This is a genomic window from Escherichia sp. E14S1, from assembly GCF_004211995.1.
Lineage (GTDB): Bacteria > Pseudomonadota > Gammaproteobacteria > Enterobacterales > Enterobacteriaceae > Escherichia.
The window spans coordinates 1-17,935 of sequence record NZ_RHJQ01000002.1 but is presented as its reverse complement, the minus strand read 5'-3'; the positions used below and the strand labels follow the sequence as shown (position 1 = coordinate 17,935).

At 48.5% G+C, this 17,935-nt stretch carries 13 protein-coding genes and 2 pseudogenes; 6 read left to right on the top strand and 9 right to left on the bottom strand.

What is annotated here, in order from left to right; translation table 11 throughout:
- Window positions 1–19 precede the first annotated feature (19 nt).
- From D9734_RS00810 to D9734_RS00790, 4 genes are all read right to left on the bottom strand, one after another.
- On the bottom strand, window positions 20–1,570 hold the full coding sequence (locus D9734_RS00810) for a BCCT family transporter (RefSeq protein WP_130204678.1): 1,551 nt from the start codon (window positions 1,568–1,570) through the stop codon (window positions 20–22).
- 300 nt (window positions 1,571–1,870) lie between these two features.
- Window positions 1,871–3,235 carry an FAD-dependent oxidoreductase gene (locus D9734_RS00800; protein ID WP_130204674.1) on the bottom strand — a complete coding sequence of 455 codons (1,365 nt, stop codon included), beginning with the start codon at window positions 3,233–3,235 and terminating at the stop codon, window positions 1,871–1,873.
- A 17-nt stretch (window positions 3,236–3,252) separates the two neighbouring features.
- Window positions 3,253–4,521: an MFS transporter gene (locus tag D9734_RS00795; RefSeq protein ID WP_130204672.1), complete on the bottom strand. Its 1,269-nt coding sequence runs from the start codon at window positions 4,519–4,521 to the stop codon at window positions 3,253–3,255.
- 66 nt (window positions 4,522–4,587) lie between these two features.
- Window positions 4,588–5,670: a glycerol dehydrogenase gene (locus D9734_RS00790; RefSeq protein WP_130204670.1), complete on the bottom strand. Its 1,083-nt coding sequence runs from the start codon at window positions 5,668–5,670 to the stop codon at window positions 4,588–4,590.
- Between the two features lie 325 nt (window positions 5,671–5,995).
- On the opposite strand from D9734_RS00790, the gene dhaK reads away from it, so the two are divergent.
- Genes dhaK through ptsP form a run of 3 tightly spaced genes read left to right on the top strand, consistent with a single transcriptional unit; the run spans window position 5,996 to window position 10,090 of the window.
- Window positions 5,996–7,060, top strand: coding sequence for a dihydroxyacetone kinase subunit DhaK (gene dhaK, locus D9734_RS00785; RefSeq protein ID WP_165383259.1), 1,065 nt, complete (start codon window positions 5,996–5,998; stop codon window positions 7,058–7,060).
- Between the two features lie 12 nt (window positions 7,061–7,072).
- Complete coding sequence (gene dhaL, locus D9734_RS00780) at window positions 7,073–7,705, top strand: dihydroxyacetone kinase subunit DhaL (RefSeq protein WP_130204666.1); 633 nt, start codon at window positions 7,073–7,075, stop codon at window positions 7,703–7,705.
- A 3-nt stretch (window positions 7,706–7,708) separates the two neighbouring features.
- Window positions 7,709–10,090, top strand: coding sequence for a phosphoenolpyruvate--protein phosphotransferase (gene ptsP, locus D9734_RS00775; protein ID WP_130204664.1), 2,382 nt, complete (start codon window positions 7,709–7,711; stop codon window positions 10,088–10,090).
- A 47-nt stretch (window positions 10,091–10,137) separates the two neighbouring features.
- Here ptsP and iraD read toward each other — a convergent pair whose 3' ends face one another.
- From iraD to uxuA, 4 genes are all read right to left on the bottom strand, one after another.
- The gene (iraD, locus tag D9734_RS00770; RefSeq protein ID WP_033555723.1) at window positions 10,138–10,521 is read right to left on the bottom strand and encodes an anti-adapter protein IraD; all 384 of its coding nucleotides are present in this window, start codon (window positions 10,519–10,521) and stop codon (window positions 10,138–10,140) included.
- 413 nt (window positions 10,522–10,934) lie between these two features.
- Window positions 10,935–11,708 carry a Uxu operon transcriptional regulator gene (gene uxuR, locus D9734_RS00765; protein WP_130204662.1) on the bottom strand — a complete coding sequence of 258 codons (774 nt, stop codon included), beginning with the start codon at window positions 11,706–11,708 and terminating at the stop codon, window positions 10,935–10,937.
- Between the two features lie 268 nt (window positions 11,709–11,976).
- A complete protein-coding gene (locus D9734_RS00760; RefSeq protein WP_130204660.1) occupies window positions 11,977–13,437 on the bottom strand; it encodes a fructuronate reductase in 1,461 nt (486 codons plus the stop codon).
- A gap of 80 nt (window positions 13,438–13,517) precedes the next feature.
- A complete protein-coding gene (gene uxuA, locus D9734_RS00755; protein WP_130204658.1) occupies window positions 13,518–14,702 on the bottom strand; it encodes a mannonate dehydratase in 1,185 nt (394 codons plus the stop codon).
- A gap of 559 nt (window positions 14,703–15,261) precedes the next feature.
- On the opposite strand from uxuA, the gene D9734_RS00750 reads away from it, so the two are divergent.
- Together D9734_RS00750 and D9734_RS00745 are read left to right on the top strand one after the other, a co-directional pair.
- Window positions 15,262–16,368, top strand: coding sequence for an N-acetylneuraminate epimerase (locus D9734_RS00750; RefSeq protein ID WP_130204656.1), 1,107 nt, complete (start codon window positions 15,262–15,264; stop codon window positions 16,366–16,368).
- A 104-nt stretch (window positions 16,369–16,472) separates the two neighbouring features.
- A pseudogene (locus D9734_RS00745) lies at window positions 16,473–16,652 on the top strand (sialate O-acetylesterase); the annotation flags it as partial.
- 7 nt (window positions 16,653–16,659) lie between these two features.
- Here the strand turns inward: D9734_RS00745 and D9734_RS00740 are convergent.
- Window positions 16,660–16,764, bottom strand: a pseudogene (locus D9734_RS00740) (HNH endonuclease); the annotation flags it as partial.
- Window positions 16,765–16,863: 99 nt separating this feature from the next.
- Here D9734_RS00740 and D9734_RS00735 point away from each other — a divergent pair.
- Window positions 16,864–17,736, top strand: coding sequence for a phosphorothioated DNA-binding restriction endonuclease (locus tag D9734_RS00735; protein ID WP_097768621.1), 873 nt, complete (start codon window positions 16,864–16,866; stop codon window positions 17,734–17,736).
- Window positions 17,737–17,935 lie beyond the last annotated feature (199 nt).

The following is a 17,935-nucleotide window of genomic DNA, read 5'->3' as shown; positions in this document are numbered from 1 at the left end:
TACCGGGCATACCTGAACATCATTTTTCAGCAAAACCTACATTGCTTTTCTCATCAACCGCCAGTTGTGTCAAAAAACTCTTCAAAAGAATAAACACAACTCCACAAAGCGGTAGCCCAGCCAGAATAGAGACCGTTTGTAGTGGTTGCAGACTTTGTGCATCAAGAAGATAGAGTGTGATGGCGACGACTCCAGTCATAATCAACCAAAATGCCACGTTCCAGAATGCAGGTTCACTCTCACAATCTGCCTGTTTTTGCGTCGCAAAGCCAAGGGCATAACCGACAGTACAGTGTCCGGTTATATATGAAATTAATGCTATAGCCCCAAAGGCAACTAAAAATATCTGACTTGCGGGTAGCTGTTCCAGTAAGCGAGAGACGACAACGCCTCGCCCTTGTTCATTCAGAATAGGAACAAAATCGATAAGATGCGTTGTCTGCAACGATAAACCGAAATTAGCCAGTACCATGTAAAAAACCATGCATCCCAATGAACCTGCCAGAGTTCCACATACAATCAATTGCCGGATCGTCCTTCCTTTTGAAATACGGGCGATAAATAAACCAAATGGGATGGCATACACGACCCACCATGAAAAATAAAATACGGTCCACATCTGTGGAAATCCGCTACGACCAATAGCATCGGTACTTAGACTCATTGCCACAAAATTTTGTAGCATCAGGCCGAGACCATCAATTGACTGGTTAAGTATAAATGCCGTCGGCCCACAAATCAGTATTGCCAGTAGCATCAAAATATCAGCACGAATATTCCAGTTACTGGCCCATGCCACACCTTTCTTTAGTCCAAAAAAAAGAATTAATAATGGCACCAGCGTCCAGATAAAAATAACTATGACATTGATAAACCGCCCTGCGGGTTCCAGATTGAACACATGGCAAAATACGGCAGAAATCATCGGCGTTCCCAGCGCCAGAGATGTTACCGCACCACCAAGCAAACCAAACATATAGAAAAAGTTTACACAATGCCCGCAAAAACCATCAGCACGTGCGCCCAGGCATCCACGACATAAATCACTGACCTTTAATGAGTTGGTTTTCTTAACATGCATAAACCAACCAATGGGAACGGCACAAATCAGATACCATGCCCATGCGGACGGCCCCCAATGGAACATGCCATAAGCAGAGGCCCAACGAGCAGCCTGAGCGCTTCCTGCCGCCGCGCCAAAAGGCGGTTGTTGAATAATCCAAATCCACTCTACAGAGGCCAGATATAACAAGCTGCCCCCCGTTCCAGAAGTAAAAATAAGTCCAAGCCAGGTTAACAAGCTGAAGTCAGGTTTTTCTCCCGGCTGACCTAACAAGATATCGCCATAACGTGAAAAGGCCAGCCACAGGCAACAAAGTACGACCAGAAAAGTCATAACCAGAAAAATCCCGCCCATTTCCCAGGTTAAATAGTGATGCATTTTATTAATATACTGACTGGTATTTTGTGGATACATCGTCAGGCACAGAATGATCACCGCAATAAACAGTATCGCCGGAATAAAAACATTCAGTTCAATCAAAGAAAATCGTTTTTTGAAATATTGCATATCAGTCTCCTGAATGTTTTCATTCAATGAGGACGAATATTGCGCCGTTCTTTTTTCATTTGTTGCAATTGTCGGGAAAGGCGTAAAGAAAAAAAGGCGCAAATAAGTGAGAGCACAGCAATACAATACAGAGAAAAACCATGCTGATGCTGTTGCAGCATGAACAGGAATATCCCCAAAAAGAGCCCGCAGAGGATTGTGGTTATCCAGTAATTGGCACTTAAGTGCTCCAGGTCATCATCCCTCATGGTATTTCTCCTGCAAGGCGCAGAGAGGCTTTCGACTCTCTGCGCCCTGGTGTTATGCCAAACGCACGCCCTGCAGTTGCAGCGTGTTTTGCAAATCAGGAATAGCAACCTGACGCACAGTGCAATGTTGCTGTAGCGAAACCACGGCGGCAGTGCCTGCGGCCTCACCGGTAACGGCACAACACATCATGTTGCGCATAGAAGTATGTGCAACTACGCCTGCGGAAATACAGCGCCCGGCAACCAAAAGGTTCTCCACTTTTTGTGGCACCAGACAGCCATAGGGGATCTGAAAGAAACGCCCGGTCGTTGGCAAAATGAGATAACCGGAACCATCAATAAATTCCGGGAATATCCCTACACTGTCCGAACAACGCCCCTGATTAAGGACGTAATCATCAGCAATACGTATTTCCCCCTCAATAAGCCGTGATTCGCGTGTACCCAGCGTGGCGCCAAAATTGCGTAACCGTACATTTTCAAAGCCCGGAACATAATGGCGTAGTGCGTCAATTGCCCATAATGCTTGCTGCCTTCCGGCGATTTCTGCTTTGGTTAAATCGAAGACATCGGTACAGTCAAAACCAAAGGCGTACACCATATTCATCTGAAAAGCTTCACCACTTTCAGAAAAGGTTGACCAGGTTCCGGCAATCGCCTGGGCGTCGCCTGGAATCACACCATCCTGTTGCGCCCGGGTAAAAATATCCTCCATATAAGGGCTAAACATCTGGTCTTCTTTGCCCGTGGTTTGAATCGTCCAGTTTTTTCCCCAATCCGCGTAGGTCGGCTTAAGTTCTTCCGCAACAAAACGGTTAAAGCGCGCCACATCGACACCTGCGCAACTGAACATCACGGTGACGCCCATCAGTTGGTCCTTGCCCCGTTTCGTCCAGGGCGCGCCTGCACGAGCGGCAATATCAGCATCCCCCGTGCAATCGACGATTCTTTTCGCCAGAATTGCCCCTCGTCCTGATTTATTCTCGACGATAACACCACATAACGTATCCCCGTCCTTGATTACATCCACAACCCAGGAGTGATATAACGGCTCAACGCCAGCTTCCGTTATCATCTGATCGGCAACAACTTTAAACCCCTCAGTATCGATAACTTCGCTAATTGACTGAGGTTCTGGTCGCGTGAAGCCCAATGCTCGCGAGCGGCCTTCATATTCACGACAAATCCCTTCACAATCTTCCGTCCCCGGATGGCGATACCAGGCAAAACTTTCCACACCGACCTGCGTCAATACGCCGCCTAGTGAGCCGTAACGCTCAACAATCATGGTTCTGGCACCTAGCCGCCCCGCCGCTATCGCCGCAGTTAACCCTGCCGGGCCGCCACCGATAACCAGAACGTCCGTTTGTGCAATGACTGGCGTTTGCCGTGCACTTTCATTAATCATGTCCACCATTTGTTCCCCCGTCAGACTCAGGACGCGCAATCCGCATTGTTTTCAGTGATTTCATTGACTTGATTTTTACTTTTACGATTCACACGCTGGAGGACCAGTGCGGCAATAAGGCCGATGAATGCGCAAACCAACATGAACAGGAAGACATCCTGAAAACCGGCAATCCCCGGTTTACGGTCAACCATATTGCCCACCATCGTGTAGCAGTAGATTTCCGGGAAATAGGTCAGTAAAGAGATCAAGCCCGCAGCAGTCCCAGTGACTTTTGCCGGGATCCGAACCTCATCAATAATTGAGAAGAACACGGCATTCGCGGAGTAAATAAACACGCCCAACGCAACCATATTCGCCAGCGCAATAGTGACGTAGCGCGACTCACCGGGCAGGAAGAAATAAACGGTAGTAAAGACAATCATGCCGATAAAGGCGTAAATCATAAAACGCGTGCGTGACGCACAGCGGTCGGCCAGTTGTCCGCCAATTAATCCCCCCATCGCAAATAACACATAGGCGCGAAGAATACTGGCAACTGCCACTTCCGATTCGCCCATATGCAGGATCTGCGTGAGATACGGCGTGACCATGCCAAAGCCGATATAAATTGACCACATACAGAAGGTCACAACGCCTGCCAGCCAAACCGTCGGCATTTTCAGCACGAATGCCATATCCGCCAGACGGAAGTTGGCTTTATCTTCGCTGTGCGTTTCATCCTGACAAACAAACCAGGCTAAAACACCGGTCAGAATAGTCACTACAGAATAGAAGATAATGGTTGCCCGCAAGCCATCAACACCTTCGCCAAATTTGGCAAATACCGGCACGGAAAGAAATCCCAGAACAATAGAAGTTAATCCCTTACCAAGAAACCAGTAACCATATAAGCGGCCTTGTTCTTCACTGGTTCCCAGGGTACGAATAATTCGCACACACACGGCCCAAAACGTAAATACGGTTGTAACAGCCCAAAGCGCATGTAACAGACAGATCATGGTATACGAGGGGAAGGTCGCATAATAAAAACCGCTTATCCCGGTGGAAATTAATGAAAAGGTCATTAATTTACGTGCAGAAAATCTATCGGCAGCCCAGCCACCAGGTAGATATAATAAAAAGTTAACCAGACCATAAGCTGTCATTAGAAAACCAAGTTCAGCATTAGTCGCTCCTGTAGCCTGCTGCATCGCATCGTAATAGGTTTCCCGTAAATAAGGTAATTTATATATTGCACTTCCGGCAATACCGCATAACGCCAGCGTGATCCAACGTTTCCAGTTACTGGTCATATTTATTCCCGAATGAAGTATTTAAAATGACACCAGCGGCCTGCTTTGCACAGGCCGTATTATTTTTTAAAGTCCTAAATGATGCGCAGTCAAAATTGCAGAAAGAACGTCCTGCGCAGTTACCACGAATGGCATATTATGGATAGTTTCCCCTTCAGCAGTAGCGGCTTCAGCCACTGCCAGTAATTTATCTTTATTAATTTCCTTCACGCCTAACATATGGAGATTTGTCGGCAGACCAACGCTATGGCAGAAATTGAGTACGGTTTCAATTTCCTCCTGTGGAGCGTTTTCCAGTACGAGCTGTACCAGCACGCCAAATGCCACTTTTTCACCGTGGTAGCAATGATGGCATTCCTCCAGTTGCGTCATGCCATTATGGATGGCATGAGCTGCCGCCAGACCGCTACTTTCAAATCCAATCCCGCTGAGATAGGTATTAGCTTCGATAATATTCTCTACCGCTTTGGTGTTAACGCCTTGTTCAACCGCGGTTTTTGCCTTATAGCCATCTTCCAACAGCGTGGTATAACAGAGTCGGGCAATGGCCAGTGCCGCCAGTGTCGACGCCCCGCCTGCCATTGTGGCTTTTCCTGACGCCTGATTGGCTCTCGCTTCAAACCAGGTTGACAAAGCATCTCCCATACCGGCCACCAGCAGACGCACTGGCGCGGCTGAAATAATACCTGTATCCATAATCACCATATCCGGGTTTTTCGGGAAAAACAGATATTCGCTAAACTGACCTTCCGGGGTGTAAATTACTGCCAGAGAACTGGTTGGCGCATCTGTGGAAGCAATTGTCGGTACAACCACCACTGGAACTTTTTGGTAATATGCTACGGCTTTTGCCGTATCCAACGTTTTACCGCCGCCAATACCAATAACGACATTATATTTACGCTGATTAAATTTCTCACGAATTCGAGAAATTTCATTTTGCGAGCATTCACCGCAAAAAACATCAAAATCCGCAATAATGTTTTCTCTTGCAAAGCTCTGGCTAACTCTGTCACCCACCAGGCCGGTAACAAAGTTATCTGCAATAATTAATGGTTCTGTTCCCAAACTTGCCGCATATGTAGCAATATTATCCAGAGAACCATTTCCCTGGATATATTTAGCCGGACTTATAATAATCTTATCCATGTCATTCCTCGCGTAACTTGTTTTGCTTCACTGTTAACCTACTCGTTGCATCCAGTGGCGGCAAACATTTCATTCGCGAAAAATTATGTTTTATGATCGCGCTGTAAAAAACATCATCCGCAGATGATAATAAAAAATACTTTTTATGCCTTAATCACAATACATCAATATCCACTCTGGTCCCTTTTCATTTTGAAACAACACCATGAATTAACCGTTTCATTATGAATCTTATTATCCTGTAGTTTGTTTTGTTATGGCTTGAGAATTAATCTCGAAAGCATCTTTAGCGTGGTTTACGTAATTTATCAGAACAGGAATGACTATGAAGAAATTAATTAACCAGATTGATTCTGTTGTCACAGAACAAATGGAAGGACTCATCGCCACCTGGCCACACCTACAGGCAAATTACGCGCCCCGATATGTGTGGTGCAAACAAAACGATAATACGGTGGCGCTGGTTTCAGGCGGCGGCTCGGGCCACGAACCGCTGCACGCAGGTTTTGTCGGCATGGGAATGTTAACCGGTGCATGCCCTGGTGAAATTTTCACTTCGCCCACACCAGACCAAATGATCGAATGTGCCAAAGTCGTTGATAATGGTTCTGGCGTTCTGTTTTTCATCAAAAATTACACAGGCGATATTCTGAACTTCGAAACAGCTGTCGAGATGCTACACGAAGAAGGTATCGCCGTTGGCACGGTTATTATTGACGATGACGTAGCAGTGAAAGACAGCCTGTATACAGCCGGACGTCGTGGCGTTGCTGGTACGGTTTTTGTAGAGAAAATTGTCGGTGCAGCTGCGCTTCAGGGTTATGACCTCGGGCAATGCGAACAACTTGGCAAAGATGTGAACAACGCCACCCGTTCTTTTGGCGTCGCACTATCAGCCTGCACTGTTCCCGCAGCGGGAAAACCCTCATTTGAACTGGCAGATAATGAAATTGAATTTGGTGTTGGGATCCACGGCGAACCAGGCATTGAACGACGTACTCTGCAAGATCTGAACGCGTTAATCGACAATGTGATAGCACAGTTACTGGATAATACCCCCTGGCGACGCACATTACGCCATTGGGATCGCCATGCCGGGGGATGGATAGATACGTCATCAATGAACGAATCATTCGATAAAAATGCTGAATATATTGTATTAATTAACGGACTTGGCAGCACACCTGAATCAGAGTTATATGGTGTCACCAGGGTATTTATGCGCGCAGCACAGCGTCAGGGAATCAAAATTAGCCGCCAGCTGGTTGGTAATTATTGCACATCATTAGACATGGCAGGATTTTCCATCAGCCTGTTGAAATGTACCCCAGAGTTTTTGCAACTTTGGGATGCCCCGGTCAATACGCCAGCTCTTCGTTGGGGATGTTAATAAGGACATTATATGAAAATTCAAAACAAACATATTATCGCCTGGCTGGAGAGTTGTGCGGCGCATCTCGCTGAACAGCAAGACTTTTTAACCGCACTCGACAGAGATATTGGTGATGCTGACCACGGGCTCAATATGAATCGTGGTTTCAGTGCAGTAAAAGCGACTTTACCCGACATTGAACGTCAGCAAATTGGCAACATCCTTAAGAATACCGGTATGAAACTGCTTTCCAGTGTCGGTGGTGCCAGTGGTCCTCTTTACGGCACATTATTTATTCGCGCCTCTGCGGCAGTGGGAGCCAGAACGGAATTAACTCTGGAAGAGTGGCTGGCGTGCCTGGAAGAAGGGATTGCAGGAGTCATCGCGCGAGGAAAAGCAGAACAAGGAGACAAAACACTGTGTGATGTCTGGGTTCCGGTCCTCAACGAAGCCAAAAAAAATCTGCAAGCCGGAATATCGCCTTCCCTTCTGCTGAATACGATGGTGCAAGATGCGGCAACAGCAGTGGATAACACCATCAATATGCAGGCGAAAAAAGGACGAGCCAGTTATCTCGGCGCTCGCAGTGTGGGCCATCAGGATCCAGGCGCTACCTCCTCCTGGCTGATGATTAAGGCTATGCAGGAAGGATTCGCGGAATAAATTATGGTCGCCATTGTTATTGTTTCTCATAGTCTACGCCTCGCCCAGGGGATTGAGGAGTTAGCACTGCAGATGTCTGGTGGTACCGTTCCTCTGGCCATTGCTGCGGGTATTGATGATCCACAAAATCCGATTGGCACCGATGCCATTGCGATTATGTCTGCGATTGAATCAGTCTGGTCACCGGAAGGCGTTCTGGTTCTCATGGATATGGGCAGTGCGCTACTTAGTACAGAGATGGCGCTGGAATTGCTTTCTGAAGAACAGAGAAGCGCGATTTATCTGCTCGCAGCGCCTGTAGTGGAAGGTGCTGTGTCTGCGGTAACGTCTGCCGCGGCGGGGCTTTCGGTTAAGGAGATTATTGCCGAAGTGGACCTTGCGCTGTGTGCCAAACAGCAGCAACTCACGCCATCCTCGACTGCAGGCGAAGTTGTGCCGGCGATATCACCGGTCAATCATTCCGGCGAATGGCAAACTTTTTGCTGGACGATACGTAATCCTAACGGCATTCATGCCCGTCCGGCAGCCAGCATTCTAAAAGTTTCAGCGCAATATTCAGCAAATATTATCGTCATCAAAGGGAATAAACGCGCCAGTACCCGCAGCCTCAATGAACTGGCTATGTTGGGAGCTCGCTGTGGCGATGAAATCATCTTTCAGGCCGAAGGCGTCGATGCCAGTGACGCTATAAAAGCAATTGAAACGTTGGCGAGAGATCATTTTGGCGAAGCTCACCTGCTGGCCTCTTCAGAGATTCCGCTAACCGCAACGCCCGTGGTCAGCGCTCCTGTCGATGGTGCAATAGCAGGCCTGTCAGTACAAAATGGTATCGCTATTGGTCCGGTTAAATGGTTTACCTGTGAACTACCAGAAATTACGCAGCGTACCGTCGATTCTCCGCAAGAAGAGCTGTCGCGAATCGAGTCTGCTATCGACATTGTGGTTCGCGAACTTGCCGATAAAGCGGCAGGGCCTGAAGGCGATATCTTTGCCGCCCATAAGATGATGCTTGAAGATCCAGAAATTAACCGGCAATTACAGCATCGTCTGGCAAAGGGCAAACAGGCGGAATTCGCATGGTTAGAAGTCATGCAGGCATTGGCAGAGCAATATTGTCAGGCGGAAACACTGTATTTACGTGAACGCGAGGCAGATATCCGTGACCTTACACGTCAGGTACTGAACCAGCTTTGCGGGGTAAGTGAGCAATACTTTATGACTACCGCGCCCTGCATTTTGTTAGCCAACGATCTGTTGCCATCACAGATAACCAGCCTGAATAAAGCACACATTCTTGGCATTTGCCTTCATAACGGAGGAACAACTTCACATACAGCGATCCTTGCCAGAGCAATGGGCATTCCTGCTATTGTGAAGGCAGCTATTACCCCGCAAAACGTCCGCGATAACGACACGGTCATTCTTGATGGTGAAACAGGCCGTTTGTGGCTACAGCCGGATGAGGTCACCCGCCTGGATTTACTGCAACGCGCCGAAGCATGGCTACAACAAAGAGATCGTCAGTTAGCTGATGCCATGCTGCCCGCTGTCACGCAAGGTGGGCGAAAAATCAACGTGCTGGCGAATATTGGTGATCTGCAAGACATTGACGCCGCACTGTCTCACGGAGCTGAGGGCGTTGGCTTGCTGCGTACCGAGTTTTTATTCCACGATTCTGCGACATTACCTGATGAGGAAGAGCAGTTCCGTGTGTATTGTTCTGTCGCCCGAGCTTTTGGCGACAAACCAGTAACGATCCGGACTCTGGATATTGGTGGTGATAAACCGTTACCTTCGTACCCTTTACCCGCAGAGGACAACCCCTTCCTGGGACTTCGTGGTATCCGGTTGTGTCTGGCGCATCCGCAAATATTTATTCCTCAATTGCGCGCACTTCTCAGGGCCGGGAAAGAATACCCAACGCTGCAAATTATGCTGCCGATGGTTTCAACGCTCGAGGAGGTCAACGCCGTCAAAACGCTGATACAAACTCAGGCAAAACTGCTGGGACTTACTGCAGAAAATCTTCCGGCGCTGGGAATTATGATTGAGGTTCCTGCCGCAGTCATGATTGCAGACAAATTAGCCAGTGAAGTCGATTTCTTTTCCATCGGCACCAACGATCTGACGCAATATATTATGGCGGCAGACAGAGGAAATAGTACCGTCGCGGAACTGGTCGATTATCGTAATGACGCGGTGATTAACGCTATTGCTATGGTGTGTCAGGCCGGACGTAATAATGAAATTCCGGTCAGTATGTGCGGCGAAATGGCTGGAGATACCCAGCAAACAGCACGACTGCTCACCATGGGGATTGATAAGCTCAGTGCCAGTCCATCCCGACTTCCGGCCTTGAAAGCAGCAATCAGAACCTCCCACTAATTGTGACCTAACGCGATACGTCTTGCGCGTATCGCGTTTCCCATCATTTACTGGGGCATCGTGCGATGCCAGCTCCCCTTCTGCCAGACCAGGTCAAACGTTAGCGGCTCATCATCGTGGTACAGCATCATCTCCAGACTAATGACCAACTCGTGGCAATAGACTGCTTTCAGATTGACCTGCAATGCCGCAATACGTGGCTCATGAAATAAAAGCGCGGAACGTAACTGGCGGCAATACCAACTCTGGAGAAGCTTGTCGCTCTGATTATGCCCTTGCCACTCAGGCATGCCTGAAACAAGTAATATTGGTAGCGGTGAATGGGGAGAACTAAAAAGTTGAAAGAGATCCCGACATACGGAATCACGCAGCGATAACGTATTGTTCCCTGTACTTTCAGGTAATACCGTCTGAACTGATTGGCGCATCATTTTGCGCACTCCTGACGTTTAGTGGCATCTGTATCCTGCCCTGGCTGCTGGACACCACTGGGTTGATGCTCATATTCCATAATCATTCCTTTATGCTCATTGCGTCCCTGGCACTTTCATAAGGGATTTATAAGATCCGCCAAAGATAAAACACTGTACAGAAAAGAATATCCACTGACTTTTTATTTAAAAAGGTATCATTTGACAAAAGTCATTAAACATAACGGAAATACGTTAACATATTCTGATTATTCCGAATAATTTCTCAGCGTTAAACTGATATATAATTATTCCAAAACAATATATCGTACGTAATGATTAAATTACGCATAATATATTCTGCAGAACATAATTAATTATTCAGGGAACATACATAGTGCAAAGCGGTTCAACTTTGCACCAGAAATGAGGGATCAGGCGTCCACTTTATCCAACGGCCACGAATCAAACAGATAACCATCGAAATAGATGTCATCGACGTTAGAGAACTCCAGCAAGCGCTGCTTCACATTCTCCAGATGCTGCCACATCGCCAGTTTTGCCGCGCGGGCATCTTTCTTGATTAACGCAGCCAGGATTTGTTTGTGATCGTCCAACCACTCTTTGCGGTATAAGCTGTCATCGAGATGGCTATGTAACTGGATCCACATTGGATTATTTTCCCGCCACTCCCAGGACTGACGGAACAGTTCCACCAGCATGCTGTTATGCGTGGCTTCAGCAATAGCGAGGTGGAACTGCATGTCGCCGCTTTCGCTACTGCCCGGCGCACTGGAGGCCAGTTCACGCTCTTCCAGTTGCAATGCCTGACGCATTTTAACGATGTCTTCGCGGGTAGCCTGCAAAGCGGCAAATTCCGCGATGTTACTTTCCAGCAACTGGCGCGCCTGTAACAGTTCAAAAGGACCGGCGTCATTGCAGACGTTGGCCTCTGCGCTCTCTGCATTATGGCAGGGTAAACTGTCGAGCACATAAATACCGGCACCACGTCGTACTTCTACCAGCCCTTTGATCTCCAGCATGATCAGTGCCTCACGCACCACCGTGCGGGTGACATCCAGCATTTCTGCGATTTCACGCTCCGGCGGTAGCCGTTCGCCAGGATTGTACGGCGTCTTAAGGATCAGATCGCGGATCATCGCCCCAACTTCCTGGTAAGGTCTTTGCGCAGAGGTGGCAGATTTCATGATGTTGTGTCCGTTAGATGCGATTAATCAAATTATTGCCGGATGCGGCGTGAACGCCTTATTCGGCCTACAAAGAGTGCGTATTCAATAAATTGCGATTGATCCGTAGGCCCGCCAGGCTTACTTACCGGGCAATTTTACGTTGACCGTTAATTTCAAACTATACCATCAGCACTGGAAGTTGGCACGTACAGGTGGGCAAAAAACGAAAACTGGTCAACCAAATATATTTTTGATTGACCAGTGAGTCTGTAGAGTAATCAGTCAGTTACAGTGCAGCCACACACTCACGCGCGCCGCGCTCGCACAGTTGCTGATAAGCCGCAGTCACCGCGCCAACAAAGTCTGCATTTTGCGGCAGATCATCGGCAAAGATACCGCTCAGGCCCAGCAACGCTTTCACGCGGTCTGCGCCCTGATACTGCGCATTGATCTTCTGGAACTCGGCCAGCATCGGGTCTACCACGTCGATAGCATTACCCTGCTCATCCACGCCCTGGGTGTAACGCATCCAGCCCGCTACGCCAAGCGCCAGGTGACGCCAGCTACCGCCGTTTTGCAGGTGTAAACGCACCGGGTCCAGCAAACGCTGCGGTAACTTCTGGCTGCCGTCCATCGCAATCTGCCAGGTACGGTGACGCAGAGACGGGTTGCTGAAACGCTCGATCAGCAGCGTCGCATAGGCGTTCAGATCCGTCCCTTCCGGCATCGACAGCGTTGGTGCTTGTTCCTGCATCATCAGGGCAAAGGCCGCTTTGCGATAATCCGGGTTAGTCATGGTGTCGGCAATGGTTTCATAACCGCCGAGGTAACCGAGGTATGCGAGGAAAGAGTGGCTGCCGTTAAGCATACGCAGTTTCATCATTTCGAACGGTACAACATCCGCAACAAACTGCGCGCCGACTTTATCCCAGTCCGGACGACCATTAACGAAGTTATCTTCAATGACCCACTGACGGAATGGTTCGCAGGCAATGGCGCACGGATCATAAACGCCCAGCTGGTCAGCAATTTCCTGCAACGTTTCAGGGGTAGCTGCCGGAACGATACGGTCAACCATGGTGCACGGGAAGGTGACGTTCTCTTCAATCCATTCCGCCAGTTGCGGGTCACGCGCCTGAGCCAGCCCCAGAACGGCAACTTTCGCCACATGACCATTTTCACGCACGTTGTCACAGGACATCACCGTAAACGCTTTCAGCCCTTTTTCACGACGCAGACGTAGGGCTTCTACGATGTAACCAATTGCGGACTTCGGCGCAGTCGGGTTTTCCAGATCGTGCTTGATCAGCGGGTTATTGAGATCCAGCTGACCGCTCGCCGCATCGGCACAGTAGCCTTTTTCCGTGACCGTCAGGGAGACAATCGCCGTCTGCGGACGCGCCATCGCGTTGAGAATACCTTCGCAACCGTCGATTTCCGGGTGCAGCGCTTCTTTCATCGAACCGATAATTTTCAGCTCGGTGCTTTCCGCGCCTTTTTCCGCCACGGTGTACAGCAGCTGCTGTTTTTTCAGGTTTTCGATCAGCACGCGGTCGTTGCCTGGCATCAGGTTAACTTCGCAGATACCCCAGTCGCTATCGGTGCTTTCCAGCAGGTGATGGGTATACAGCGCCTGGTGCGCGCGGTGAAACGCCCCGCAACCGAGATGCACAATGCGTGATTCCAGACGAGAATGATCCCATGACGGGCGGGCAACCGGCAGATTGCTGTCAACAATAGTAGTCATCGTAAACTCCAGAATCCGTCTTCAGAGAGTGACGGCAAGGAAGAAGGAACCGGCACGGCGCGCAGCCATGCCGGTGGGTATTAACGGCTAAAGAAAGCGCGCTGGATCGCCAGTTCGACGCCGCGAACTTCGGCCAGGCCTTTCAGACGACCAATCGCGGAGTAACCTGGGTTGGTTTTCTTCTTCAGGTCGTCCAGCATCTGGTGACCGTGGTCCGGACGCATCGGGATCAGGTCTTCTTTGCCTTCCGCTTTACGACGGTGTTCTTCTTCAACAATCGCTTTCACCACTTCGTACATATCAACGTCACCGTTCAGGTGCGCCGCTTCGTGGAAGGTTTTCGGGTTATCTTCACGCATGGTGGAGCGCAGATGGGTGAAGTAAATACGCGGACCGAACTGCTTGATCATATCAACCAGATCGTTGTCAGCACGCACGCCGTAGGAACCGGTGCACATGGTGAAACCGTTCGCCATGCTGTTTACGGTATCAACCATCCACTGCATATCTTCAATGGTGGAAACGATACGCGGCAGGCCGAGGATCGGGCGCGGCGGATCGTCCGGGTGAACAGCCATACGCACGCCAACTTCTTCGGCAACTGGAATAATGGCTTTCAGGAAGACGGCAAAGTTTTCGCGCAGCTTCGCTTTATCGATATCTTTGTACAGCTCCAGGTGCTTACGGAACTGGTCGAGGGTATAACCTTCTTCCGCGCCCGGCAGACCGGCGATGATGTTACGGGTCAGACGCGCTTTGTCTTCGTCGCTCATGGTGGCGAAGCGTTCAGCGGCCTGAGCAATTTCTTCTTTGGTGTAATCCGCTTCCGCGCCTGGACGCTTCAGGATGTGCATTTCGAATGCAGCGAATTCGATCTGGTCGAAGCGCAGAGCTTTGGAGCCGTCTGGCAGCACGTATTCAAGGTCAGTACGGGTCCAGTCGAGCACCGGCATGAAGTTATAGCACACGGTGCGGATACCGCACTGCGCCAGGTTGCGCAGGGTCTGCTGATAGTTAGCGATCCACTGCTCATAGTTGCCAGTGTGGGTTTTGATATCTTCGTGAATTGGCACGCTTTCCACGACAGACCACACCAGACCTGCGTCTTCAATGATAGCCTTGCGTTTGAGGATCTCTTCAACGGACCATACTTCACCGTTCGGGATATGGTGCAGCGCGGTAACCACGCCAGTTGCGCCCGCCTGACGGACATCAGCTAAAGAAACCGGATCGTTAGGGCCGTACCAGCGCCAAGTCTGTTCCATGTTTATTCCTCTTTCACGTAGTGGGTTCAACAGCGAAGAGACGCGGAACCCCGGAGTTGTTTAGGTATCCGAAAGAACGACCAGACCGCAGCCGTGGCGTTGCATCGGATGAGATGGCGTATAAGTTCTACCTTTTGGTAATACATGTCAACCTGAAATCTAAAATTGGTTAACCACATCACAAGAAATCTACTCTCCTGCCGGTTGACGCAAATGGCAACAAAGGAGGATCGGCGGTTAGTGATCGGGGGATGTGACATTCATCGCAATAATGGTTGACCAATTTACATAACGTGTCGTCCAACATAACAATGGATTAACCTGGAGAGGTAAAATGTTATTGGTTTCTCGGCGATTGTAGTGGTGATGCTGACAGCGTGGATTATAAAACGCCTTATACCCCTGATGCTTCTCTCTTAACCTGCTTCCCCCATTGCATAAGTTGTGACCGACACAACAAAACTGACGTTGTTGCGAAGATTGCTATTTAGTTTTGGTATAAAAGGTATACAGGCACATGGTGAAACATTTGAATTCCAGCGAGCAGGAGTAATTCACAATGAAGAGAACAATAACGGCGCTTGCTATCATGATGGCATCATTTGCCGCGAACGCGTCTGTATTACCGGAAATCCCAGTACCATTTAAAAGTGGTACTGGTGCAATTGATAACAACACTGTCTACATCGGTTTAGGTAGTGCAGGAACAGCATGGTATAAGCTGGACACACAGGCTAAAGATAAAAAATGGACAGCTCTGGCTGAATTCCCCGGCGGCGCGAGAGATCAAGCAACGTCCGCATTTATTGATGGTGATTTGTATGTATTTGGCGGTATTGGCAAAAACCAACAAGGTTTAACCAGGGTGTTCAGCGATGTGTACAAATATAGCCCAGCAACTAATACCTGGATTAAATTGATGTCACACGCGCCAATGGGCATGGCGGGCCATGTGACTTTTGTACACAACGGCAAGGCTTATGTTACTGGCGGTGTTAACCAAAATATCTTCAATGGCTATTTTGAAGATCTCAACGAGGCCGGAAAAGATTCAAAAACTATAGATAAAATCAACACCCGCTATTTCGATAAAAAAGCAGAAGATTATTTCTTCAATAAGTTTCTGTTGTCTTTTGATCCCTCTACACAGCAATGGAGTTACGCTGGCGAATCGCCCTGGTACGGGACGGCTGGTGCGGCGGTTGTGAATAAAGGTGATAAAACCTGGCTTATTAATGGTGAAATAAAGCCTGGACTGCGGACAGATGCCGTATTTGAACTTGATCTTACCGGCAATAACGTAAAATGGAATAAGCTTCCTCCCGTCTCATCACCAGATGGCGTCGCTGGCGGTTTTGCAGGTATTAGCAATGACTCTCTTATATTTGCCGGAGGAGCCGGATTTAAAGGCTCGCGCGAAAATTACCAGAACGGTAAGAACTATGCGCATGAAGGCCTGAAAAAATCGTATAGTGCTGATATTTATCTGTGGCATAACGGGAAATGGGAGAAATCTGGCGAACTGTCGCAAGGTCGAGCCTACGGAGTATCATTGCCCTGGAATAATAGTCTATTGATTATTGGCGGTGAAATTGCGGGTGGTAAAGCTGTTGCGGATTCAGTGTTGCTCTCAGTAAGAGATAATAAAGTTACTGTGCAAAACTAACTTTTCTGGGTTTCCATTGCCTGAAAATAAAGATGTTGTTCATCCCGGAATAAAATAACTGGCGCGGTTTGCGCAGATACATCCTGCGCCCGCCATATCACTTTAAAAGAGAACTGACAAACGCGCCTGATGAAAATCCAAATAGTTTGAGCAAGGGATATAACGGTTCAGCGTACCGAATGCCAGAGAACAAGACGACGGCGCTACGAAGCCGTCATTTCAGTCGGGGGATGATTGTAGACAAATTTGTTGACGCTATTTTGCAGTTTTGGCGCGAAAGATGAGCGTTCATTAATTTGATTTATTTGCATCCATCAACGCTTTTAACTCCTCCGGTGTAAATGGTGGTTTGCGTCGGTGCAGCATCGCATGGCAATTAGGGCAAACAGGCAGCAAAAAAACAAATGAGATCAAGGTAATATATCTTCGCTTGCAGGCTTGAACAGCAGAAAATTTGCGAGCATGATCGCAATTATTTCACTGCCAGGGATAACAATGGCTTCCAGTAAATCGCTACAGCAGGCAATTGCCAACATAAAAATCTGGCACAAGGGGGAACAGCGCGCGCCGCATAAACCATTGTTACTGCTATACGTATTAGCGGGATACCTGAATGGACATCCGCGCCTTTTCGATTATGGTTCGGAAATCTACGAACCTCTGCACAGTTTACTGGAACGTTTTGGGCCACAGCGTTCACAGTACCGACCTGATATGCCGTTCTGGCGATTACAAGGCGACGGATTCTGGCAATTACACAATGCCGAGCTTTGCTCAACAGCAGGGAGCAGCCGACAACCGCCAGTGAAGGAACTGAACGAATACCACGTTGCAGGCGGTTTCGATGAACAGCACTACGCCCTGGTAACCGGCAATAAAAAACTCATCAATACTCTGGCGCAACAGATACTCGAAGCACACTTCACCGAGAGTATTCAGGAAGAAATTGCTGACGAGCTGGGTTTTGATCTCCAGCAAATCCGTAAACAGCGCGACCCGTTATTTCGCAAAAATGTATTACGCGCTTATAACTACCAGTGCGCGATATGTGGCTTTAATATGCGCCACGACGACACCACCGTCGCGCTGGAAGCGGCGCATATAAAATGGAAACAGCACGGCGGTCCTTGTGAAATTCCTAATGGCCTGGCGCTTTGCGCAATTCACCATAAAGCCTTTGATAAAGGATCGATTGGCCTGGACGAAAATATGCGGGTACTGGTATCAGATGCGGTAAACGGCGGAGGGATCGTTGAGAGATTATTCTGGGATTTTGACGGGAAAACTATTGCGTTGCCGCAGGTGCGTAGAAATTACCCTTATGAGGGGTTTGTGGAGTGGCATCGGAAAGAGGTTTTTAGGGGGTGAGGTTGATAACAGCATTCACCCTACAACCTTACATTGTATTTAAATTAGAGCTGAGTTAACAGATAGTTGTATATATAACAGGCACTTGTCACAACGATTAACTCAATATAGTTAGAATACCTCATATTAATTAAAAAATAAGTAATGTCACAACAGAGGAAAAGTCACGATGACTCTTTATAGTGGTCAACAAAAACTG